Source organism: Streptomyces sp. NPDC055103, from assembly GCF_053607625.1.
In genome coordinates this window covers 1-20,896 of record NZ_JBSGTX010000022.1, presented here as the reverse complement: position 1 = coordinate 20,896, position 20,896 = coordinate 1, and the positions used below count along the sequence as shown (strand labels likewise).

The following is a 20,896-nucleotide window of genomic DNA, read 5'->3' as shown; positions in this document are numbered from 1 at the left end:
CCGTAGTGCAGTCGGGCCGTTCACATGTGGTCGGGATGGTCGGCCAAGGAAAGTGTGCCGATCATAGAGCCAGGTCGGGGGCCCGTTCCAGCTCCGAGGCCCCTCCGGAGGCCGCCGACCGCTGTGAGGCTCCCCACCGCCGCCCCTCGCCCGATCGTTTCTGCACGGGTCTGACACGGGCCGGTGATGACGTGACCGAATGTGACTTTCCGTGAGCTGTTGCCTGCTCGTGTCGCGTCGACCCGGTGGCGCTCCCTCACCCGACCGGGGCAGCGGAAACATGCGAAACACCGCAAACCATCACAAGGTGGTGGTGGTGTCCCGCTCTACCGATCCGGAGGTCCACGTGAGGGGTCAGCAGCCACCCGGGGGAGTGGAGCGGCCGAAGCTGCGTGCCGGTGCGGCGGCCTTCACCGCGCTCGCCGCGCTCGCCGCCACCGGGCTCGTCGCGGGCCCCGCCGTCGGCGCGCCCGTCGCGAACCCCTGCGCCCTGCCCCGCACGGCGGCCCACCACTCGCTCGGCCTCGACACCTGGAACGGCTCCTATCCGCGTCCCACCCGCACGCTCGACGCGGTCATGATCTTCCTGTCGTTCCCGGACGCCACGCCCCTCACGACCCCCGCCGAACTCACCGCCGACCACTTCCCGGCGACCAGCGAGTACTTCGACCGCGCCTCCTACGGCCGCTTCGACCTGCGGCCGCACCCCCGGTCCGACTGGACCCGGATGCCTCGGGAGTCGAGCGCGTACGACATACGGCGTGACTGGGACTCCGGGAAGCGCGCGGCCTATCTGCGCGACGCGATCGCGGCCGCCGACGCGGACGTCGACTTCTCGCGCTACGACGTCGTCTATCTGGTCGCCGACCCGGACGCGCCCGGCGTGGACTCCGACGCGACGAAGGTCGTCAACCTCGAACGTCCCCTGGAGGTCGACGGCGCCGAGATCAAGCGGGTCGTCACGGTCTTCGAGCGGCACCCGCCCGACCGCAACGTCCTCGCCCACGAGACCGGCCACGTCTTCGACCTGCCCGACCTCTACCACCGGCCGGCGGACGGCAAGGGCGACTGGGACACCCATGTGGGCGACTGGGACGTCATGGGCAGCCAGTTCGGGCTCGCGCCCGATCTCTTCGGCTGGCACAAGTGGAAGCTCGGCTGGCTCTCCCGCGCCCAGGTGGCCTGTGTGCAGGGCGCCGGCTCCCAGCTGGTCAGCCTGGAGCCGACCGACGCGCCGCCGACGGAGAGCGGCGCTCTCGGCACCCGGCTGGCCGTCGTCAGGACCGGCCCGGACAGCGTCCTCGCGATCGAGGCCCGGGGTGCCACCGGCAACGACGCCGACACCTGCACCGAGGGCGTCCTCCTCTACCGGGTGCGCAGCGGCGCGGCCTCCGGCGACGGCCCGGTCCAGGTCGTCGACGCCCACCCGCGCACCGACGCGTGCTGGGACCGCTCCGTCTACCCGCCGCTCGCGGACGCGCCGCTGGAGGAGGGCGAGACCTTCACCGTGCCCGGGGCGGGCGTCCGCGTCGAGGTGGCGGACCGTACGGAGACGGGCGGCTGGACGGTGAAGGTCACCCCGCCCGGCGTGGGCTGACAACCGGGAGGTCGCCGGAGAACGCCACGGGAGAGCGTCGTGGGACAACGAAGAAGCCCCCCGCTCGCGCGAGGGGCTTCTTCCGTCTGTGCGCCGCCAGGGACTCGAACCCCGGACCCGCTGATTAAGAGTCAGCTGCTCTAACCAACTGAGCTAGCGGCGCCTGCTGACGTCGTAGACATTAGCACCCGGATCGGCGGGAGGAAAAATCGATACCCGCACGTCGGGCGCGGAGGCCGCCCGGACGGCCCGTACACAGGCCCAGAGCATGACCTCGGGGCCGGGCAGCCAGGGGCTGCGCGTGTCGGGGGCCACCAGCCAGCGGGGCCCGGTGGAGTCGGCCGGGGTGAGCGGGGGCACGGTCACGGCGTCCCCGACGCCGTGGCAGAGAGGCCGGGGGACCGCGTCGCCCCACTCCTCCCAGTCGAGCAACGCCGGTAAACGCTGGGCCGTCCCGGGCGCGGCGAACAGCATCATCCGGCCCCGGTGGACCGCGACGGGCCCGGATCCCGGGCCCTCCTCCCACAGCCGGTCCAGCATCCGGCGCCCGAAGACCGGGTCCACGTTGACGACGTCGAAGACGGTCCCGCAGGGCAGCGCCGCCGGCGAGGCCGGGCTGGCCTCCCAGCGGGTGAGCGCGGCCCCGGGCCGGCCCCCGGTGGCCGAGGCGAGCCAGGCCGCCCCGTCGGCGGTCACGTGGGCCGTCTGGTGCCGCCCCTCGTCGCCCTCCCGAAGGAAACGGAAGATGTCGTACGGGGTCTCGTCGCGCAACCAGGTCGTCATACGACCAGATCTACCGGCCGTAACGACTCCGTTTCCGAGGGTTGCCGAAATCTCGGACAGGAAGGGTGGGCGAGGAGTATCGTGCGCCCCGCATATGCCACGGGACGCACCAGGGTCTGTCCGGCGGACGGCCAACTCCCGGCGTCACTTCCGGCGTCATTCCCGGCGCCTACTCCTCCGCCGGGCGGCCGTTCGACCGGATCAGTCCGCGGCCGAACTCGATCATCTTCAGCGCGTAGTCCTCGGTCCACTCCGCCCGCTCGGCGACGTCCGCCGCCGTCAGCCGGTCGAACCGGCGCGGGTCCGCCAGCTGCGCCGCCGCGATCGCCTGGAACTCCGTCGCGCGGTCGGTCGCCGCACGGAACGCGAGCGTCAGCTCCGTCGCCCGGGCCAGCAGCTCGCGCGGGTCCTCTATCGACTCCAGGTCGAAGAAGTGCTCCGGATCGGCGGTCGCCTCGGCAGGCTCGAAGACCAGCGGTGCCGGCCGAAGCCGTCGCTGTCCGCTCCGCTCCGCGGGTTCCGCCATCGTTCTTTCCTCCTCGCACAGGCACGGCCCGGGATCCCGGGCCGCTTTCCATTGTCCCGCGCCCCGCAAGAGCGCGCGGCTTCCACCGCGCGCCCCCGGAAGCCGGGGCCTGTGCGCCCCCCGACACGGCCCCGGAGCCGTACGGCTCTCCGTACGGCTCCAGGGTGAGGTCGCTCACGGGTCGACTAGCACCTGGCGGTCGACGGCAGGTCGGCGTACTTGTTGCCCGAGAAGTAGATGGCGCTGGCGTAGCCCCACCGGCCGCTGTCGTTCCTGGAGTAGATCCACACGTTGTTGGTGGTGCCTTCGGCGGTCACCGACTCGCCGTACCTCCAGCAGCTCACCGTGTAGTAGTTGTTCGCGTAGAGCGTGCCGATCTTCGTGGAGTCCCCGTCCGGCGCGACCCGGTGGTTCACCGTCTTCCAGACCTTGCGGACGTAAAGGGCGAGCGCCTGGGGCTGCCCGGCCTCGGTGGCCTCCGTCCGCTGCCCGGAAGCGGCGGCCGGGGTCGCGCTCGCCGTGCCGGCCGTGCCCAGGATCCCGGCCAGGGCGAGTGCGCCGGTGGTCGCGGCAACTGCCGCACGAGTCTTGAGAGTTCGCATGGATGTCCTCCCGTTGTGTGGTCACTGCGGCACGGACACGCCCCTCGTCCCGCGCCGTGGACCCACCATGACGGAACCCGGCGGAACGGGGCCATGGGGTTGCGGCTCACCGTAAATGCCGAGCTCGCAGGGCGGAACGAGATGCTCCACGCGGCCTCGACCGGCCCGAAGTCACGGCGTCCAGGTCACCCGGTGCTCCGCCAGGTGGGAGAGCACCGCGTGGTTCGCCTCCCAGCCGTCGGGGAACGACACCGCCGCGCCCAGCCGCACCGGCTCCGTCGACGGGTGCTCGTCGAGGAGCTCGGCGACGCCCGCCCGGCAGACCACGACGCACGCGTGCCGGTGCCGGGAGGCGAGGACGCACAGGCGGCCCGTCTCCAGGTGGAAGGCGGTCGCGTCCGGGCGTCCCGACAGCGGATGGAGGACGACCGTGACGTCGTACTCGCGCCCCTGGAGCCGGTTCGCGGTGTCCACCGTCACACCCGTCACACCGAGCCCCGCGAGCGCCGCCCGGACCGCCGCCGCCTGGTCGCGGTGGGCGGTGCCGACCGCGACCCGGTCGGGCGTCAGCGGCACAGGACGCTCGGACCGCTCCGAGACCGCCGCCCCCTCCCGGTCCAGGAGCCGGCGGACGAGCAGGGCGACCGCGCCGACCGCCTCCGGGTCGGTGCGCGGGGTGGTGCGGGCCGGCAGTTCGAGCAGTCCCCAGCCCGACTCCGCCGCCTCGTCGAGGACCCGGTCGGGACCCGAACCGTCCGAGGCCACCCCGAAGGAGAGCTTCCGGTCCCCGTGCCCGGTGCCGCTGCGGAACGGCGTGTAGGGGTAGAAGGCGTCCGAGACCAGCGGAGCCGCCGACGCGGGCAGCCGCCACGACACCGGCAGCCGGTGCTGCGGCAGCTCCGGATTGTGCGCGAGCAGCGTGGAGACGGCCGAGGCGGACGGGTCGTACGAGAGCCCCGCCCACTGCTCCGCGCCCACCACCGAGAACGGGTCCAACTGCCCGGGGTCGCCCACGAACAGCGCCCGCTCGAAGAGGCCCGCCACGGCGAGGAGCGCGTCCGAGCGCATCTGGTAGGCCTCGTCGACGATCGCGTGCTCCCACGGCTCGACGTTCTTCACGTGCGCCCACTTGGCGGAGGTGGAGAGGACGACCGGCAGCCCGGTCAGCTCCCCGGGCTTCGCCGACTTCCGTACGGTGGCCAGGTCGTCGAGCGCCTTGTCGTACGGGTCGCTGTCGCTGGAGTGCAGCCGGCCCACCTCCAGGCCGGGCTCCTTCTCGGCGAGCCGCAGCACCAGGTCGTCCACCTGCGCGTTCGTCTGCGCGACGACCATCAGGCGGCGCCCGGCGGCGGCCAGTTCGAGAGCGGCCCGCACGACGAGGGTCGACTTCCCGGCACCCGGAGGGGAGTCGACGACGACACCCCGGGAAGTGCCGCGCAGGGTGTCGGCGAGGATGCCGTCCGTCGCCCGACCGGCCTCGGCGGACGGATCGAAACGAGGTCCGGCGGGGTCGAAGCGAGGTCCAGCGGCCGGGTCGAAGCGAGGTCCAGCGGCCGGGTTGAAACGAGCTCCGGCAGCCGGGTTGAAACGAGCTCCGGCAGCATCGAAGCGAGGGTCCACGGTCGTCACAGCACGTCCTCGGGGGTCACGGCATCGGGAAGTTCGACGGCGTCCGTCCGCGGGGGACCGCCGTGCGTCCAGGGCGTCTCCTCCGGGTCCGGCAGCTTCGGCCCGACCCGCTGCTCGTGCTCGAACAGCGTCCAGGCGAACCGCTCGCCCTTCTCCGGCACCGAGCCCTCCGCCGGCTCCTTCGACCGCCCCATCCTGTCCAGGAGCCGCAGCACCAGCGAACCGTCCTCCTCGTACCGCACGAACTCCGCCGCCTGCGGCTTCCCTTCCAGCGAGCGGAACACCCTCGTCTTCTCCGCGAGGTGCGGCCGGTCCTCCGTGCGGACCGTGACGAGCGGGCGCGGCGCGGGCCGCTTCGACTCCGTCCAGGCCATCGTCACCTCGACCACCTCCGCCGCGAACGCCTCGCCCGCGAGCCGCCGCCCCGCCAGGACCAGCGGGTCGTCGAGCGCCTCGTGCGCCTCCAGCTGGCCCTGCGCCTGCTCGCGGGCCGCCAGCTTCGAGGCCGCCCCCACGGCGTCGTCCCGGCGCGGCTGCGGCGGCTCACCTGCCGTGATCCGGTCCCGGTGACCGGTGAACGACCAGCGGTCGCGGGTCCAGCGGTCCTCGACCCTGGCCCCCTCCGGCAGCTCCCGCAGCAGGTCGAGCGCCCGCCAGACCCCGTCCCAGGTCGGCTTCAGCTGCGCGGCGACGAGGCGCCTGATCTCGCGCTCGGCCCGGTGCAGCTCGCCGAGGCCCCTGTCGGCCGCCTCGCCGTCCGCGGCCGCGCCCAGCGCCTGCCGGGCCCGGTCGTACCGCTCGATCGCGGGCGCGAGGAGCTTGTTGTCGAAGGCGGGGTCGGTGGCCGGACCGGCCGGCGGGCACAGCAACTGCCCCTGGTCGTCCCGCCCCACCTCGGCCCGCAGCGCCCCCGCAGGACCGGACTCCCCGTCCCGCGGGTCGATCCACGCGAGCAGCGCGCCCAGGTGCTGGTCCTCCAGAGAGGACTGGCCCGTCGCCCAGTGCCGGTTGAGCAGATCCGTCGCCGCGAGCAGCAGCGAGGAACCGGGCACCCGGGCCCGCTCGCCGAAGTGCGTCAGCCAGCGCCCGAGGAGCGGCACGCGCGGCGGCGCGGGGAACGGCGTCTCCGGGTCCTGCTCGGCCGTCCGCCGGAACCGCGTCGACCGCCCGAGCAGCCGTACGTACTCGACGCCCGCCCGGCTGGGCACGATGAGCTGTGGCGCGTCCGCGCACAGCTCGACCTCGACCTTCACCTTCTTGCCGGTCCCGGGATCGACCTCGCTCCGCTCCGCCGCCTCGACGACGTCCGTGAAGGAGTCGACGTACGGCAGGACCTCCTCGGCCAGGTCGGCCAGGAACGAGAACCGCAGGTCCCGGTCCCGGGGCTGCGCCACCACCAGGAGCCTGGGCTCCTCGCGGTCGGTGCCGACGAGCGCCCCGAGCGGCGCACCCGCCTCGCCGGCGGTCGTCAGGGGGACGAGGACGAGCGGCCGCGCGGACACGCGCCGATGGCGGACCGTCGCCAACGGCTGGGCGCGGCCCGACTCGACGGCCTCCATCCGGGCCAGAGCGGAGATCAGCGACATACGGGGGCCTCCTCGGCCGTGACGCGCGGAAGCCGGGTCGGCGGGTTCACTCGGCCGCCTCCCGCGGCAGGCGCGCGGGTGCGGCGGCCAGCGCCTCCTGGCGCAGCGCCCGCGCCCGGCGCAGGGCCGCCACCGCCGGATCGTCCGGGTCCCCGGCCTCGCCGCGCGCCGCCGCCAGGACCGCGCCGACCGTCGTGAGGCCGCCCAGCTCACCCCGTACCGAACGCCCCAGGGTCTCCACCGCGCCCGCGTCCCGGGCCCGCGACCTGCAGTGGAAGGCCAGCTCGCAGGCGGCCAGGCACTCCGGCGCGTACGCGTGGGGCACGGACTCCACGGCCTCCGTCAGCTCCGCAGCCGAGCACCCCGCCACATCGAAGGTGGTGCCCTCCGGCAGCGCGTCCGCGATCTCCTCGATCCGGGTCAGCCGGGCGAGCTGCCGCCGGGTCACCGACCGCTGCTTGCGCACGTCCACCACCGAGGCCGTCGGCACGTTCGAGAAGTCCTTCGGGCAGACGAGGACCACCGAGTGCGCGACCAGCGCGCCTTCGGTCACCGCCGCCGTCCGTTCCAGCGCGAGCACGTACACGGCGGCCTGCCGGGCCGCCGCGCCCACCTTCGACGCGTCGGCCGCGCCGTCGATCATCGGGAAGGACTTGATCTCGACGACCGTCCACCGCCCTTCGGGGTCGACCACCACCGCGTCCGGCTCCAGATAGACCGGGGAGCCGGCCACCTCAAGGGCGAGCAGCGGGTGGCCGAGCAGCGACCACGTCCCGGCCCCGGTGGCCTCCCGCAGCGCGAGCGCCGTACGGGCCGTCCGCCCCTGGGGTCCCGCCGCCGCCAGATCGGGCACGGAGACCGCGCCGGGCTCCTCGACGCCGAGCAGCCGCAGCAGCTCACGGCCGCCGTCCGCCTTGACCTTCGCCTCGAAGGAGTTGCCCCGCATGATCGCGAACTGCGACTGGCCGAACGGCGCGGGGGAGCCCAGCTTCGACGCGAGCGCCGCCTTGTCGACCCCGGCGCCGTCGAGCAACGCCCGCCGTCGGCAGCCCGGATTGGCGGCGAGCGCCGCGAGCGCCCGCGCGTCCAGGGCGCGTGGCGCCGTGTCCGGTCCACGCAGATCGGCCAGAGCCTGCCGAAGTGTCGTCTGTGCCGGTCGTGGCAGACCGCTGTCCAGGGATGCGCTCACCCGCGGAAGTCTCGCATCCACCACTGACAACCGTCCCGAGGTCGCCCGGACGTCACCCGGAATTCGCGTGGGCGATGATGGGAGAGGCACGCCCGCACCGTGAACCACACCCCTGGAGAGTCCTTCCCATGGCACCGCGCATCCTGCTCGCCCGGCACGGCCAGACCGAGTGGTCGCTTCTCGGCCGGCACACCGGCAGGACCGACATCCCCCTGCTCGACGAGGGGCGGCGCGGCGCGAAGCTGCTCGGTGAGCGCCTGCACCGCGGTCCCTGGCAGGGGCTGCCCGGCGTGGAGGTGCGCACCAGCCCGCTGGTCCGCGCGAGCGAGACCTGCGACCTCGCGGGCTTCGGCGACCGCGCCGAGCCGTGGGACGCGCTGATGGAGTGGGACTACGGGGCGTACGAGGGGATGACCCCGTCCGAGATCCAGGCCGTCCAGCCCGGCTGGTTCATCTGGCGGGACGGCGTCCCCGACGGAGAGACCCTGGCGCAGCTGTCGGACCGCGCCGACGAGATCGTGAACTGGGCCCACTCGGCCGACCGTGACGTGCTGGTCTTCGCGCACGGGCACATCCTGCGCTCGATCGGCGCGCGCTGGCTCGGCGAGGACGTCTCGTTCGCCTCCCGCATCCGCCTCGACCCGACGAGCCTCTCGGTCCTGGGCTGGGCGTACGGCGCCCCGGCGATCGAGCGCTGGAACGACACGGGCCACCTGGAGTAGAGCGCCCCCGCGTACGCGGTCAGTGCGCGGTCAGTACGCGGCGAGGACCCGGCTCGTCTCGGCGAGCATCACGCGGATCCGGGCCGAGGCGATGCCGTCGAGGGACTCCACGACGCGCTTCGCCTCCGCCGCCGCCTCGTCCGGGCGCCCGGCGTGCGCCAGGTCCTTGGCCAGGTGGGCGCGGTAGAGCGCGAGGTTCCGGGCGAAGTACGGATTCTGCAGAACCGTCGCCCGGTGGGCGTGGCGGGCGGCGCGGCCCCAGTCGCCGAGGGCAGCCCAGCACTGGGCCTCCAGGGCCTCCCGCTCCGGCTCGCCGAAGAACGACATCCACTCGGGGTCGCCGTCGGACGGCCCCCGGTCGAACTGCCCGTGGGCCCGGCCGAGGGCCTGCTCGCAGGCGGACCGGTCACCGAGCCCCGCCCACGCCCCGGCCTCCCGCAGCGAGAGCAGCGAGAGCAGCCGGGCCGAGTCGAGGGGCTGCGCGGCCCGCAGCCCCGCCTGCGCCGCCCGGACCGCCTCGCGGTACTTGCCGGTGTCCCGGGCCAGGAACGACGTGTTGCAGAAGGCGTGCGCCTCCAGGGCCGCGTTCCCCGAGACCCGCGCGGTGGCGAGGGCCTCGGCGTAGTGCGAGCGGGCGTCCTCGTGGCGGCCCGAGTCGTGGGCGAGCCAGCCGACGGAGAGGGACAGCTCGCCCGCGCCCGCGTGCAGCCGGTCCTCGGTGGAGCGGCGGGTCATGGTGCCCGTGTCGAGCAGCGCGTACGCGGTACGGAGCGGCTGCGCGGCCACCTTGTAGAGCCCGTCGGCGCCGTGCCGGTCGTCGAGCAGACGGATCTGCCGCACGGCCTCCTCGACGGCCCGGACCTCGGCCTCGCCGATCCTGTGGCTGCCGCGGGGGGCGGGGATCGCGACGGCGGGGCCGCCGAGTCCCAGCGAGGCGGCCGCCAGGGTGGCGGAGCCGCTCGTCATGAATGCGCGACGCAGCACGTCGCTCTCCTCATCGTTCCGGGTCGAGATCGCGGCGGGAGGCGGAGCCCCGGCGGGGGCGGCCTGCCGCCGGCCGCGTACCGATTCCCGCGCGGAGAAACCCAGGTCGGAGAGGCCGAGTCCGGGGAACATGTGCAGGAAGACCCGCTCGTACGCGTAGTTGGGGCAGCGGATCTCGCCCGCTTCCACGCGCCCGATGTAGCGGGCGTCGCACGCGACCTGTTCGCCGATCTCCCGCGCCGCCCGGCGGACAGCCGCGGCGAACTCCGCCGGCGAGTGCTGTCCGCGGAGCCGGCGGAAGGCGAGATTGGGAACTGCCCGTGACATCGCCATGGCCGAGCCCTCTCCTGGTGCTGCCGGGTGGTCCGGCGGCAAGAACGTACCTGCTGTGACTGGATGCGTACGCTGAGTTTGGCTACAAATCGGATATCTCGCCTGCGATCTGCCATGAACTGCCATCCTTTGCAGCGGCATGGCGCCGTAGCCGTTGACGCGCACGGGCGTTGAACCGTAAGGGAGAGACGGAACGTGTCTCCTCTGGAGCGAGGAGGGGTCCCATGTCGGAGATCGGTTCGCAGTCGGCCACGTGGCACGCGCCCGCCCCGGACGGCGCCACCCCCCAGCCCCCCGCGGAGCCCTGGGACCTGGTGACCGTGCCGGTCCGGCAGGGCCTGGAGGCCGTCGACATCCTGCGCCGCGGCAGCGCCCCGGCGGTCGGTCCGGTCGTGCACGACGGGGCCTGCGACACCCTCGGCTTCCTGGTCCCGCCGGGCACGGCCGCGGCCTGGGACATGCCGGGCAGCGCGTGTACGCGGACCTCGGGGCGCGGCCTCCGCCTCCCCGAGCTGCCGGAACTCCCCGAACCGACCGGCGACACCCCCCGCCCCGCCGGCTGGCTGCTGCCGCCCGGCGACAACGACTCCGTCACCGACCCCGTGGTCCTGCGCGAGGCGCTCGGCGAGGCGGCCCGGCTCATCGAGGCGGCCGACGGCTGTCACTGACCCCTGGCCGACGGCTGTCGCCGAACCCCTGGCCGACGGCTGTCGCCGAACCCCTGGCCGACGGCTGTCGCCGAACCCCTGGCCGACGGCTGTCACCGACCCCTGGCGGAGGCTGCCGCTGACTTCCGAGCCACCGCGGCGGCCACTGACCCCTCCAGGGCGTCCAGCCCCGATAATGGGCTCGTGGCCAGGAACAAGCAGCGTGACCGGGCGGCGTCCGCCGCCGTCGTCGAGACCGTCGACGGCGGGCTCGCCGAACTCGTACCCGACCGGGAACGCCCGCGCGCCTGGACGCTGCTCATCGACGGCGCCCCGCAGTCGCACGTCGACCTCGACGACCCGGCCCACCTCTCCTTCGAGTACCAGCGACGCCTCGGCCACATCGCCGACCTCGCCGCCCCGCCGAACCGGCCGCTCCAGGTCGTGCACCTCGGCGGCGGCGCCTTCACCCTCGCCCGGTACGTCGCCGCGACCCGCCCCCGCTCCACCCAGCAGATCGTCGAACTCGACGGACCCCTGGTCCAGTTCGTCCGCCGTGAGCTGCCCCTCGACGCCGGGGCCCGCATCCGCGTCCGCTCCACCGACGCCCGCGCCGGACTCGCCAAGGTGCAGGACGGCTGGGCGGACCTCGTCATCGCCGACGTCTTCAGCGGCGCCCGCACCCCCGCGCATCTGACCAGCGTCGAGTTCCTCGGCGAAGTCCGACGGGTCCTGAGCCCCGGCGGCTTCTACGCGGCGAACCTCGCCGACGGCCCGCCGCTGACCCATCTGCGCGGCCAGATCGCCACGGCCGCCGCCGTCTTCCCCGAACTGGCGCTGACCGCCGACCCCACGGTGCTGCGCGGCCGCCGCTTCGGCAACGCGGTGCTGCTCGCCTCCGACCGCGCACTGCCCGTGGCCGAACTGACCCGCCGGGTCGCCACCGACCCGCACCCGGGCCGGGTGGAGCACGGCCGCGAGCTCGCCGACTTCGCCGGCGGGGCCGCCCCGGTCACCGACGCGAGCGCCAAGCCCTCACCCGTACCGCCCGCGTCCGTCTTCCGCTGAGCCGGAGACTCAGGACTGCCGGTCCTCGATCTCCACGCGCGGCGCGCTGTCGTGCCACAGGCAGAACACCGACAGCTCGCGGCCGTCCCTGGTGAAGGTGACCCGGATCCAGGTCGGCTGCTTCCACACCTGCATCTGCCAGCCGGACGCGGGCGTCGCCGAGACCAGTTCGGCCGAGGTCTCGCCGAGGTCGAAGGTGACCCGGCCGCCGTCGACCGGGTAGCTCTTCACGGAGGACGCGGGAGCGGCCGCACCGGTGGTGGCGGGCGCGGCCGTGGTGGTCGCGGGCGCCGCGGTCGTGGTCCCCGGGCCGTCGGAGGGAGACGAGGAGGGCGTCGAGGAGGGAGCGGCGGAGGTCGTGCTCCGCCCGCCCGGTGTGGTCCTCGGGGACGGCGGCGCCGAGGACGCGGGGGTCTCGGGCCGGCGCGTCGACGAGGCCAGCGGATCGCTGCCGGACGTCTCCGGTACGTCCTCTCCGGCGCCGACCGGGAGGGGCAGCGCGCGCGGGGGGTCGTAGACCGTGCCGGACAGCACCGTGTGCACTCCCCACCAGGACAGCGTGACCGCCGCGCCGGTGGCGAGCGACCAGGCCAGGGCGTGAACGAGTCCTCTTCGCACCGGGACATAGTGCACCACCCCGTGAGGCTTCGGATCGGAGGGTGCGCATTGCTCACCCGTTCCCCCGAATGGCGTACGGTGCGGCCCATGGCAAGTGTGCTCGTGGTCGAGGACGACCAGTTCGTGCGCTCCGCCCTCATCCGCCAGCTCTCCGAGGCCTCCCACACGGTACGGAGCGTCGGTACGGCTCTGGAGGCGTTGCGCGAGGTCGCCCATTTCCGCTTCGACGTGGTCGTCCTGGACCTTGGACTGCCCGACCTGGACGGGTCCGAGGCGCTCAAGATGCTGCGCGGGATCACCGACGTACCGGTGATCATCGCGACCGCCCGGGACGACGAGGCCGAGATCGTACGGCTCCTGCACGCCGGCGCGGACGACTACCTCGTGAAGCCCTTCTCGGTGGACCACCTCTCCGCCCGCATGGCCGCCGTCCTGCGCAGGGCCCGCTCCACCGGGGGCGAGGCGCCCCCGTCCCGGGTCCTCCAGGTCGGCGGGCTCGTCGTCGACCCGCTGCGCCGTCAGGCGGAGCTGGACGGGACGCCGCTGGACCTCACCCGGCGCGAGTTCGACCTGCTCGCCTTCCTCGCCGGGCGGCCCGGTGTGGTCGTACCGCGCAAGGAACTGCTCGCCGAGGTGTGGCAGCAGTCCTACGGGGACGATCAGACCATCGACGTCCATCTCTCCTGGCTGCGGCGGAAACTGGGCGAAACGGCCGCCAGGCCCCGCTACCTGCACACCCTGCGCGGGGTCGGCGTGAAGCTGGAGCCGCCCCGGGAGCCGCAGCCGTGAGGTGGGCGCTCGTCAAGGTGTCGCTGGCCGTCACCGCCATGGTCGTCGTCGCCTTCGCCGTACCCCTCGGGCTCGTCGTCAAGGAGATGGCCCGCGACAGGGCCTTCTCCAACGCCGAACGGCGGGCCGCCGGGCTCGCCCCCGTCCTCGCGATCACCACCGACCGCCAGGAGCTGGACAAGGCCGTCGCCACGACCGAGGACGGGGCCGCCGGGCGGCTCGCCGTCCACGTGCCCGCCGAGGACTCGGGCGGCACCGCCATGGAGATCGGCACCCGCAGAGCCGACGAGGAGGAGCTCGCCGCGACCCGCCGGCTCGGCCGGGCCTCCATCGCCGAGGTGCCGGGCGGCTTCGCGCTGCTCCAGCCCACCGCGCTCAGCAGCGGCCAGGTCGCCGTCGTCGAACTCTTCGTCCCCGAGGGCGAGGTCACCAATGGTGTCGCCACCGCCTGGCTCGTCCTCGCCGGCGTCGGCATCGCGCTGATCGTCGGCTCCGTCGCCGTCGCCGACCGGCTCGGCGTCCGTATGGTCCGGCCTGCCCAGCGGCTCGCGGGCGCCGCCCACGACCTCGGCGAGGGCCGGCTCGGCGCACGGGTGCCCGAGGAGGGCCCGCCGGAGCTCAAGTCGGCGGCCGTCGCATTCAACTCGATGGCCGACCAGGTCGTCCAGCTCCTCGCCAACGAGCGCGAGCTCGCCGCCGACCTCTCCCACCGGCTCCGCACCCCGCTGACGGTGCTGCGGCTCAACGCGGCCTCGCTCGGCTCCGGACCCGCCGCCGAGCAGACCAGGGCCGCCGTCGAACAGCTGGAGCGCGAGGTCGACATCATCATCCGTACGGCCCGGGACGCGAAGCCGCAGACCCAGGCGACCGGGCCCGGCGCCGGCTGCGATGCCGCCGAGGTGGTCCGCGAGCGGATGGACTTCTGGTCGGCGCTCGCGGAGGACGAGGGCCGGCGGGTCCGGGTCGCGGGCGTCGAGCGTCCCGTACGCATCCCGGTGGCCCGCCCCGAACTCGTCGCCGCCCTCGACGCCCTGCTCGGCAACGTCTTCCGGCACACCGCCGAGGGCACCGCGTTCTCCATCGACGTCCACAACGGCGACGACGCCGTCATCGTCCTGGTCTCCGACGCGGGCGCCGGCATCGCCGACCCCACCGCAGCCTTGGCCCGCGGCAACAGCGGCGGCCGGCCCGGCTCGACCGGCCTCGGCCTGGACATCGTGCGGCGCATGGCGGAAGCCACCGGGGGAGACGTCGCCATCGGACACTCCGTGCTCGGCGGCACCGAGGTCCGCGTCTGGATCGGGCTCGACGGACGCCGCTCGGGCACCGCGGCGGCCCGCCGCGGCCACCGCCCGGCCCGCCGCCGGCGCGGCGGCACGGGCACCCGCCGGGCCGCCGACGCCCAGGGCCTGTCCGGCGGCTCAGGGTCGGGCAGGCCCTGAGCCGTACGGGGCGCGGAGCGGCCGAACCTTTCGTGGTTCCGATGCCTTCCTTAAGCGGGGCCTAAGAATCCCAACCCCGAGCCCATCGCGGGCATTTGTCCGCTTCCCAGTCGCTAACGTGCTGCCGCACCCCACCCCCACACCCCGGCACACAGAGGCAGGCACCCGATGGGCACCAGTTCGCACCGGCGCAGGGCGAGCACCAGGACCAAGGTCGTCGGAGCCGTCGTCGCGGCGGCGATCGCCGGCGGCACCGCCTTCGCGCTCGGCGGTACGGCGCAGGCCGCCGCCGTCGGCGCCGCGTACACCCGGACCAGCTCCTGGACCGGCGGCTACACCGGCCAGTACGTCGTCACCAACGAGACGACCACCGCCCAGTCCGGCTGGACCCTGGAGTTCGACCTGCCGGCGGGGACGACCGTCGGCTCCCTCTGGAACGGCGAGTACACCGTCTCCGGCGGCCACGTCACCGTGAAGCCCGCGAGCTGGAACAAGGAGCTCGCGCCCGGCCAGTCCGTCACCGTCGGCTTCGTGACCTCCGCCGCGGGCGCGGCCGGCGACCCGACCGGCTGCCTCATCAACAAGTCCGCCTGCTCCGCCGGAGGCCCCGCCCCCACCCCGAGCGGCCGCCCCACCGATCAGCCCACCGCGACCGCCTCCCCGAAGCCGACGGCCACGGCGACCACCTCCCCGAAGCCGACCGCCACCGCCACCGCCACGGCGACGGCCACCGCGACCGTGAAGCCGACCCCCACGGCGACGGCCACCTCGACCACCCCGACGCCGACCCCCACCGCGACCGGCGCCCCCGCCTCCGCCGCCACGTACGCCCCGTACGTCGACACCTCGCTCTACCCGACGTACGACCTGCTCGCGACCGCCGACGCCACCGGCGTGAAGGAGTTCAACCTCGCCTTCATCACCTCCGGCGGCTCCTGCGCCCCCCTCTGGGGCGGGGTCACCGACCTGGCGAACGACAAGGTCGCGGCCCAGATCGGCGCCCTGCGCGCCAAGGGCGGTGACGTCCGGGTCTCCTTCGGCGGCGCCGCCGGCCACGAGCTCGCCCTGAACTGCTCCTCGTCCTCGGCGCTCGCCGCCGCGTACGGCAAGGTCATCGACCAGTACAAGCTGACGAAGGTCGACTTCGACGTCGAGGGCGCGGCCCTGCCGGACACGGCCGCCAACACCCGCCGCTCCCAGGCGATCGCCCAGCTCCAGCGGACCCACCCGGGCCTCAACGTCTCCTTCACGCTGCCGGTCATGCCCGAGGGGCTGACGCAGCCGGGCGTGGCCCTGCTCGCCGACGCGAAGAAGAACGGGGTCCGCGTCGACGCCGTCAACATCATGGCGATGGACTACGGCCCGGCGTACAGCGCGGACATGGGCACGTACGCGATCCAGGCCGCGACCGCGACCCAGGCCCAGGTCAAGGGCGTCCTCGGGCTCTCCGACGCGGCCGCCTGGAAGGCCGTCGCCGTCACCCCGATGATCGGCGTCAACGACGTCGTCAGCGAGATCTTCACGGTCGCCGACGCGACGCAGCTCGTCGACTTCGCGCGGTCGAAGGGGATCGGATGGCTCTCGATGTGGTCCTCGACCCGTGACAAGCAGTGCGCGGCCGGCGCCGTGAACTACGCCGACGCCACCTGCTCCTCGATCCTCCAGCAGCCGCTGGCCTTCACGAAGGCCTTCGCCGCTTACAAGTAGGCCGCCAAGCAGGCCGGCCGAGCAGGCCGCCCCCGTCCCCCCACAGCGCGCGCCCCGGCCGAGAGACCCCACCCCGGCCGGGGCGCGCTTCGCTGTCCGTACCGGTCAGGCCTTCGAGGCCCGCCACTCGTCGGCGTAGTCGTTGAAGATCGCCCGCAGGTGGTGGCCGATCTTCAGGTAGTCCAGGTCGTCGAGGTTGGCCAGGGAGACGCGGACGGACCCCTCGGGGCCGTCGAAGCCGCCGCCGTTGAGGAGGACGACGCTGGTCTGCTCGGCCAGCCGGGCCGGGAGTCGGCGACGAGCCGGTCGATGAACCGGATCTTCTCGGGCTCCAGGGACAGCGTGCCGTACCGCTTGCTCAGCCGGTCCTTCTCGGCCCGCGGCAGGTTCGCGATCATCTCGCGGCGTGCATCACGCCGCCCACGATGTGCCGTCCGAACAGCGCGAGCACGACGAGCAGCGGCAGTGTCCCGAGCAGCGCCCCCGCCATCACCACCGACTGATCCGGTACCGTCCCCCGCCCCAGGCCCGTGAGCGCCACCTGCACCGTCGGGTTGCCGGTCTGCGTCAGGGCCAGGACCGGCCAGAAGAAGTCGTTCCAGGCCGCGACGAACGACAGCATCCCGAGGACCGCCATCGCCGGGCGCGCCGCCGGCAGCACCACGTGCCACACCGTCCGCAGGGTCCCCGCCCCGTCCATCCGGGCGGCTTCGAGCACCTCGGTCGGCAGCGCCCGCCGCAGGTGCTGGCGCATGAAGAAGACCCCGAAGGCGGAGACCAGCGAGGGCAGGATCACCGCCTGGAGCTCGTCCGTCCAGCGCAGCCGCGCGATCAGCAGATAGAGCGGGACGACCCCGAGCTGCGGCGGGATCAGCATCGTCCCGGCCACGAGCAGGAGCAGCGTGCCCCGGAAGCGGAACCGCAGCTTGGCGAAGGCGAAGCCGGCGAGCGTCGAGAAGAGCACCGTCCCCGCCGCGACCGTCCCGGCGACCAGCGCGGTGTTCACCAGGGCCTCGCCGAGCCGGGCGTCGGTCCAGGCGATCTCCAGGTTCCGCGGCAGGTTCCGCCCGAACCGGAACGGCGGCGGGGTGGCCGCGAGCCGCGTACTGGTCCGCGAGGCGGCGATCGCCGTCCACAGCAGGGGAAAGAGGGAGACGGCCGCGAAGAACGCGAGCAGCGCGTACGTACCCCAGCCGGCCCGCTCCGTCCTCATACGGCGGACCCCCGGCGGCGCGCGAGCCCGTCGCGCAGGAGCCGTACGGCCCCGAAGAGCACGACCAGGAGGACGAGCATCGCCCAGGCGATGGCCGCGGCCCGCCCCAGATGGAGGTTCACCCAGCCCTGCTCGTACAGATAGAGCCCGAGCGTCTGGAACTGGTGATCGGCGCCACCGGAGGCCCCGGCCCCGCTCCCGAACAGCAGCGGCTCACCGAAGAGCTGGGTCGCGCCGATCGTCGAGACCAGTGCCGTGAAGGCGATCGCGGGCCGCAGCCCCGGCAGCGTCACGTGCCGGAACTGCCGCCACCGCGACGCCCCGTCGAGCGCCGCCGCCTCGTACAGCTCGCGCGGGATCGTCTGCATCGCCGCCAGATAGATCAGCGCGTTGTAGCCGGTCCAGCGCCAGACGACGATCGACGACACCGCGAGCTTCGACGCCCACGGGCCGTTCTGCCAGTCCACCGGGGGCAGCCCGACCGCACCCAGGGCCCAGTTGGCCATCCCGTGGTCCCGCCCGTAGAACAGCGCGAAGACCAGGGTCGCGGCGGCGACCGAGGTGGCGTACGGCGCGAGCGCCACGACCCGCAAGAAGCCCCGGGCCCGCAGCCGCACATCGAGCAGATGCGCCACACCGAGCGCGAGCAGCAGCTGCGGGACGGTGGAGAGGACCCCGATGACGACGGTGTTCCCGAGGGCGTTCCAGAAGAACGCGTCGTCGAGCAGCCGGGCGTAGTTGTGCACCCCCACCCACTCCGCCTCGGCGGGTGCGGTCAGTTCCACCCGGTGCAGCGAGGTCCAGGCCGTCGCGAGCAGCGGGAAGACCCCGAAGGCGCCGAAGAAGACGAAGAACGGCGCGACCAGCGCGTACGGGGCCCAGCGCGAACCGACGGGAGTACGACGACCACGCCCCACCACCCGCGATGAGGTCTCGGCGCCCCTCCGCCCGGGCTCCGTCCGCTCCGGCGGCGTCCGTGTCTCGGTCATCGCGGGCTCACCGGTCCAGCGCGTTGTCGATCGCCTTCATCGCCGCCCGCCAGGCCGCATCCGGCGAGCGGCCGGTCTGGTCGACCTGGAGCATGCCGACGTCGGCCAGGGTCTGGGCGACGAGGGCGTCCTTCGGGCCGGCCGGGGCCCGCGGGACGCCCCGGGCCGCCGCCGCGAAGATCGCGCCGACGGGGGCGTCGCCGAAGTACGGGTGCCGGGCGTCCGCGACCGCCGGGAGCGCGTACGCGGCCGAGGCGCTCGGGAAGCTGCCGCGCCGCTCGAAGAGCACCGCCTGCTGGGCCGGCGCCGTCAGCCAGGCCGCGAGCCGGGCCGCCTCGGCGCGGTGCCGCCCGGCGGACGGCACGACGAGGAACGAGCCGCCCCAGCTGCCCGGCCGGGGCGCCGCCGCCACGTCCCACCGGCCCCGCCCCGCCGGGCCCGCCTTGTCCTGGATGTAGCCGAGCATCCAGGCCGGGCAGGCGACCGTCGCGAACGCGCCGTTCGCGAAGGCCTGGTCCCAGCCGGGGGTGAACTGCTGGAGCCGGGCGGTGAGACCCTGCCGGGCGAACGCGGCGGCGAGGTCCCAGGCCTCCCGTACGGCGGGGTTGACCGCCACGATCAGTTCCCCGCGCTCGTCGTAGTAGCGGCGCGCCGCGCTGCCCGTCACCGCCGCCATCACCCCGGACGCGGAGTCGGTGAACGCCGTGCCCTCCGGGGCCCGCTCACGGTAACGGACCCCGGCCGCCAGGTACTTGCGCCAGTCCCCGGCCCACAGCCGCCCCACCGCGCCCCGCTCGGTCGGCAGCCCGGCCCGCGCGAAGAGGTCCTTGCGGTAGCAGACGGCCTGCGGCCCGATGTCGGTGCCGAGCGCGAGCGTCCGCCCGTCGGGGGCGGTGCCCTGCGCCCACTTCCACGGCAGGAACGCGGCCCGGTCGACGCCCGGCGCCGAGCCGAGCTCGTCGAGCCGGCCCGCCTGCGTGGCGAGCACCTCGGCGATGTTGCCGACCTCGACGGCCTGGACGTCGGCGAGCCCGGATCCGGCGGTGAGGTGGGTGAGCAGCTGCGGGTAGTAGACGTCGTTGCGCGTGAGGGAGGTCTGCCGGACCGCGATGTCCGGATGGAGCCGCATGTACATGTCGTAGAGCCCGGCCTCCTGGAGGCCGAACGTGCCGAACACCCCGACGGTCAGCGTGATCCGCCGCCCGCTCCCGTCGACCGGCTCCCGCACCGGGACGCCGGGCGAGGGCGGCGGTACGGGGTCGGTCGCGCAGCCGCCGGAGAGCGCCGCGGACAGCAGGAGGGCGAGGGCGAGCGGGACGACGGGCCCGCTCCTCCTCCTGCTCCACATGGGCCCCGACCGTAGTGCGGCCCGGCACCGGCGGCGGGGGACAGCTCGCCGGTCCGCACGGAATCCACCGCCCGCACCACTCGTCCGGCGGCAGCGGCACCGACCCGTACCCGCCGCCTTCACTCGCGAAGGCGCGAACTGCTCCTGAGCGCACACGAAAACGACCGAGGCCCCGGTTCTTTCGAACCGGGGCCTCGGCCTTCAGGGTGAGTAACGGGACTCGAACCCGCGACATCCTGGACCACAACCAGGTGCTCTACCATCTGAGCTATACCCACCATGACCGGGAATTTTTCTGGGTTTCCCCGACCGGCCGAGAAGAAGTCTACAGGGTCCTGGGGGGTGCTCGCGCCCGCATTGATTCCGGACGCGAGCGACCCCGTGCGGACGGGGTCTACGACGTGTCTACGACGGGGTCCGCTCCGTGGGCGCGGCGTGGCGGGCGGCGATCCGCTTCGCGGTCTCCGAGTCCGGGCCGGGCTGCGGGACGAAGACCGCCTCGCGGTAGTAGCGGAGCTCCGTGATGGAATCGCGGATGTCGGCGAGCGCCCGGTGGTTGCCGTTCTTCTCCGGACTGTTGAAGTACGCCCTCGGGTACCAGCGGCGCGCCAGCTCCTTGACCGAGGACACATCGACGATCCGGTAGTGCAGGTGGCTCTCCAGGGCAGGCATGTCCCTGGCGAGGAAGCCGCGGTCCGTGGAGACCGAGTTCCCGCACAGCGGCGCCTTGCCGGGTTCCTTGACGTGCTCGCGGATGTACGCGAGGACCTGGGCCTCCGCGTCGGCGAGCGTGGTGCCGCCGGCGAGCTCGTCGAGCAGTCCCGAGGACGTGTGCATCTGGCGCACGATCTCGGGCATGGTCTCCAGGGCCGCGTCCGGCGGGCGGATCACGATGTCCACCCCGTCGCCGAGCACGTTCAGTTCCGAGTCGGTGACCAGTGCGGCCACCTCGATGAGTGCGTCGTCCGTCAGCGAGAGCCCGGTCATCTCGCAGTCGATCCACACCATGCGATCGTTCATGCGTCCACCTTAGGGGGAGGCATTGGCGGACGAGCTCAAGACCGCGCTGCCCGACAGCGCGGACGTTCCGCTGGTCGAGCACGTGGTGCGGGGCAATCCCGCGA

Annotated in this window: 19 protein-coding genes, 2 tRNA genes and 1 pseudogene; 7 read left to right on the top strand and 15 right to left on the bottom strand. The window is 73.8% G+C overall.

Annotated elements, in window-relative coordinates; translation table 11 throughout:
- Positions 1–346 precede the first annotated feature (346 nt).
- Positions 347–1,597 (top strand): M6 family metalloprotease domain-containing protein, encoded by a 1,251-nt coding sequence (locus tag ACWFR1_RS16200; protein ID WP_453551525.1) that lies wholly within the window; start codon positions 347–349, stop codon positions 1,595–1,597.
- Between the two features lie 89 nt (positions 1,598–1,686).
- Here the strand turns inward: ACWFR1_RS16200 and ACWFR1_RS16195 are convergent.
- The 7 genes from ACWFR1_RS16195 to ACWFR1_RS16165 form a co-directional block, all read right to left on the bottom strand.
- A tRNA-Lys gene (locus ACWFR1_RS16195) sits at positions 1,687–1,760 on the bottom strand.
- Complete coding sequence (locus ACWFR1_RS16190) at positions 1,751–2,380, bottom strand: hypothetical protein (RefSeq protein ID WP_453551337.1); 630 nt, start codon at positions 2,378–2,380, stop codon at positions 1,751–1,753. Before ACWFR1_RS16190 ends, ACWFR1_RS16195 begins: the two co-directional genes overlap by 10 nt.
- Positions 2,381–2,549: 169 nt before the next feature.
- Positions 2,550–2,906: a hypothetical protein gene (locus tag ACWFR1_RS16185; RefSeq protein ID WP_453551335.1), complete on the bottom strand. Its 357-nt coding sequence runs from the start codon at positions 2,904–2,906 to the stop codon at positions 2,550–2,552.
- Positions 2,907–3,091: 185 nt separating this feature from the next.
- Complete coding sequence (locus tag ACWFR1_RS16180) at positions 3,092–3,508, bottom strand: SH3 domain-containing protein (protein WP_453551332.1); 417 nt, start codon at positions 3,506–3,508, stop codon at positions 3,092–3,094.
- A 171-nt stretch (positions 3,509–3,679) separates the two neighbouring features.
- Positions 3,680–4,963 (bottom strand): AAA domain-containing protein, encoded by a 1,284-nt coding sequence (locus tag ACWFR1_RS16175; protein ID WP_453551522.1) that lies wholly within the window; start codon positions 4,961–4,963, stop codon positions 3,680–3,682.
- Positions 4,964–5,133: 170 nt separating this feature from the next.
- Positions 5,134–6,723 (bottom strand): hypothetical protein, encoded by a 1,590-nt coding sequence (locus tag ACWFR1_RS16170; protein ID WP_453551330.1) that lies wholly within the window; start codon positions 6,721–6,723, stop codon positions 5,134–5,136.
- A gap of 46 nt (positions 6,724–6,769) precedes the next feature.
- On the bottom strand, positions 6,770–7,912 hold the full coding sequence (locus ACWFR1_RS16165; RefSeq protein WP_453551327.1) for a hypothetical protein: 1,143 nt from the start codon (positions 7,910–7,912) through the stop codon (positions 6,770–6,772).
- Positions 7,913–8,040: 128 nt separating this feature from the next.
- Between ACWFR1_RS16165 and ACWFR1_RS16160 the strand changes: the two genes are divergently transcribed.
- Complete coding sequence (locus ACWFR1_RS16160; protein ID WP_453551325.1) at positions 8,041–8,634, top strand: histidine phosphatase family protein; 594 nt, start codon at positions 8,041–8,043, stop codon at positions 8,632–8,634.
- Between the two features lie 30 nt (positions 8,635–8,664).
- Here the strand turns inward: ACWFR1_RS16160 and ACWFR1_RS16155 are convergent, their stop codons facing one another.
- Positions 8,665–9,951, bottom strand: coding sequence for a tetratricopeptide repeat protein (locus tag ACWFR1_RS16155; protein ID WP_453551322.1), 1,287 nt, complete (start codon positions 9,949–9,951; stop codon positions 8,665–8,667).
- A 224-nt stretch (positions 9,952–10,175) separates the two neighbouring features.
- On the opposite strand from ACWFR1_RS16155, the gene ACWFR1_RS16150 reads away from it, so the two are divergent.
- Positions 10,176–10,619 carry a hypothetical protein gene (locus ACWFR1_RS16150; RefSeq protein WP_453551320.1) on the top strand — a complete coding sequence of 148 codons (444 nt, stop codon included), beginning with the start codon at positions 10,176–10,178 and terminating at the stop codon, positions 10,617–10,619.
- A gap of 183 nt (positions 10,620–10,802) precedes the next feature.
- Positions 10,803–11,666 carry a spermidine synthase gene (locus ACWFR1_RS16145; RefSeq protein WP_453551317.1) on the top strand — a complete coding sequence of 288 codons (864 nt, stop codon included), beginning with the start codon at positions 10,803–10,805 and terminating at the stop codon, positions 11,664–11,666.
- Positions 11,667–11,675: 9 nt separating this feature from the next.
- Here the strand turns inward: ACWFR1_RS16145 and ACWFR1_RS16140 are convergent, their stop codons facing one another.
- A complete protein-coding gene (locus ACWFR1_RS16140) occupies positions 11,676–12,284 on the bottom strand; it encodes a hypothetical protein (protein ID WP_453551315.1) in 609 nt (202 codons plus the stop codon).
- A gap of 87 nt (positions 12,285–12,371) precedes the next feature.
- Here ACWFR1_RS16140 and ACWFR1_RS16135 point away from each other — a divergent pair, with 87 nt between their 5' ends.
- The 3 genes from ACWFR1_RS16135 to ACWFR1_RS16125 all read left to right on the top strand — a co-directional run bounded on the left by ACWFR1_RS16135 (position 12,372) and on the right by ACWFR1_RS16125 (position 16,222).
- Positions 12,372–13,073 (top strand): response regulator transcription factor, encoded by a 702-nt coding sequence (locus tag ACWFR1_RS16135; protein WP_453551312.1) that lies wholly within the window; start codon positions 12,372–12,374, stop codon positions 13,071–13,073.
- Positions 13,070–14,515: a sensor histidine kinase gene (locus ACWFR1_RS16130; protein WP_453551310.1), complete on the top strand. Its 1,446-nt coding sequence runs from the start codon at positions 13,070–13,072 to the stop codon at positions 14,513–14,515. Before ACWFR1_RS16135 ends, ACWFR1_RS16130 begins: the two co-directional genes overlap by 4 nt.
- Positions 14,516–14,683: 168 nt before the next feature.
- Positions 14,684–16,222 carry a glycoside hydrolase family 18 protein gene (locus tag ACWFR1_RS16125; protein ID WP_453551307.1) on the top strand — a complete coding sequence of 513 codons (1,539 nt, stop codon included), beginning with the start codon at positions 14,684–14,686 and terminating at the stop codon, positions 16,220–16,222.
- A 105-nt stretch (positions 16,223–16,327) separates the two neighbouring features.
- On the opposite strand, the pseudogene ACWFR1_RS16120 reads toward ACWFR1_RS16125, so the two are convergent.
- From ACWFR1_RS16120 to orn, 6 genes and pseudogenes are all read right to left on the bottom strand, one after another.
- Positions 16,328–16,504, bottom strand: a pseudogene (locus ACWFR1_RS16120) (aspartate 4-decarboxylase); the annotation flags it as partial.
- 112 nt (positions 16,505–16,616) lie between these two features.
- Positions 16,617–17,435 carry a carbohydrate ABC transporter permease gene (locus ACWFR1_RS16115; protein WP_453551305.1) on the bottom strand — a complete coding sequence of 273 codons (819 nt, stop codon included), beginning with the start codon at positions 17,433–17,435 and terminating at the stop codon, positions 16,617–16,619.
- Entirely contained in the window at positions 17,432–18,424 is a 993-nt protein-coding gene (locus ACWFR1_RS16110; protein ID WP_453551302.1) for a carbohydrate ABC transporter permease, read from the bottom strand. Before ACWFR1_RS16110 ends, ACWFR1_RS16115 begins: the two co-directional genes overlap by 4 nt.
- Before the next feature lie 7 nt (positions 18,425–18,431).
- On the bottom strand, positions 18,432–19,772 hold the full coding sequence (locus ACWFR1_RS16105) for an ABC transporter substrate-binding protein (protein WP_453551299.1): 1,341 nt from the start codon (positions 19,770–19,772) through the stop codon (positions 18,432–18,434).
- A 205-nt stretch (positions 19,773–19,977) separates the two neighbouring features.
- A tRNA-His gene (locus tag ACWFR1_RS16100) sits at positions 19,978–20,050 on the bottom strand.
- A gap of 127 nt (positions 20,051–20,177) precedes the next feature.
- Positions 20,178–20,792: an oligoribonuclease gene (orn, locus tag ACWFR1_RS16095; protein ID WP_453551296.1), complete on the bottom strand. Its 615-nt coding sequence runs from the start codon at positions 20,790–20,792 to the stop codon at positions 20,178–20,180.
- Positions 20,793–20,896 lie beyond the last annotated feature (104 nt).

Coding starts and splice junctions, on each gene's coding strand:
- ACWFR1_RS16190 (WP_453551337.1), bottom strand. CDS start 2,380: ATGACGACCTGGTTGCGCGACGAGACCCCGTACGACATCTTCCGTTTC.
- ACWFR1_RS16185 (WP_453551335.1), bottom strand. CDS start 2,906: ATGGCGGAACCCGCGGAGCGGAGCGGACAGCGACGGCTTCGGCCGGCA.
- ACWFR1_RS16180 (WP_453551332.1), bottom strand. CDS start 3,508: ATGCGAACTCTCAAGACTCGTGCGGCAGTTGCCGCGACCACCGGCGCA.
- ACWFR1_RS16170 (WP_453551330.1), bottom strand. CDS start 6,723: ATGTCGCTGATCTCCGCTCTGGCCCGGATGGAGGCCGTCGAGTCGGGC.
- ACWFR1_RS16160 (WP_453551325.1), top strand. CDS start 8,041: ATGGCACCGCGCATCCTGCTCGCCCGGCACGGCCAGACCGAGTGGTCG.
- ACWFR1_RS16155 (WP_453551322.1), bottom strand. CDS start 9,951: ATGGCGATGTCACGGGCAGTTCCCAATCTCGCCTTCCGCCGGCTCCGC.
- ACWFR1_RS16150 (WP_453551320.1), top strand. CDS start 10,176: ATGTCGGAGATCGGTTCGCAGTCGGCCACGTGGCACGCGCCCGCCCCG.
- ACWFR1_RS16135 (WP_453551312.1), top strand. CDS start 12,372: ATGGCAAGTGTGCTCGTGGTCGAGGACGACCAGTTCGTGCGCTCCGCC.
- ACWFR1_RS16125 (WP_453551307.1), top strand. CDS start 14,684: ATGGGCACCAGTTCGCACCGGCGCAGGGCGAGCACCAGGACCAAGGTC.
- ACWFR1_RS16115 (WP_453551305.1), bottom strand. CDS start 17,435: ATGAGGACGGAGCGGGCCGGCTGGGGTACGTACGCGCTGCTCGCGTTC.
- ACWFR1_RS16110 (WP_453551302.1), bottom strand. CDS start 18,424: ATGACCGAGACACGGACGCCGCCGGAGCGGACGGAGCCCGGGCGGAGG.
- ACWFR1_RS16105 (WP_453551299.1), bottom strand. CDS start 19,772: ATGTGGAGCAGGAGGAGGAGCGGGCCCGTCGTCCCGCTCGCCCTCGCC.
- orn (WP_453551296.1), bottom strand. CDS start 20,792: ATGAACGATCGCATGGTGTGGATCGACTGCGAGATGACCGGGCTCTCG.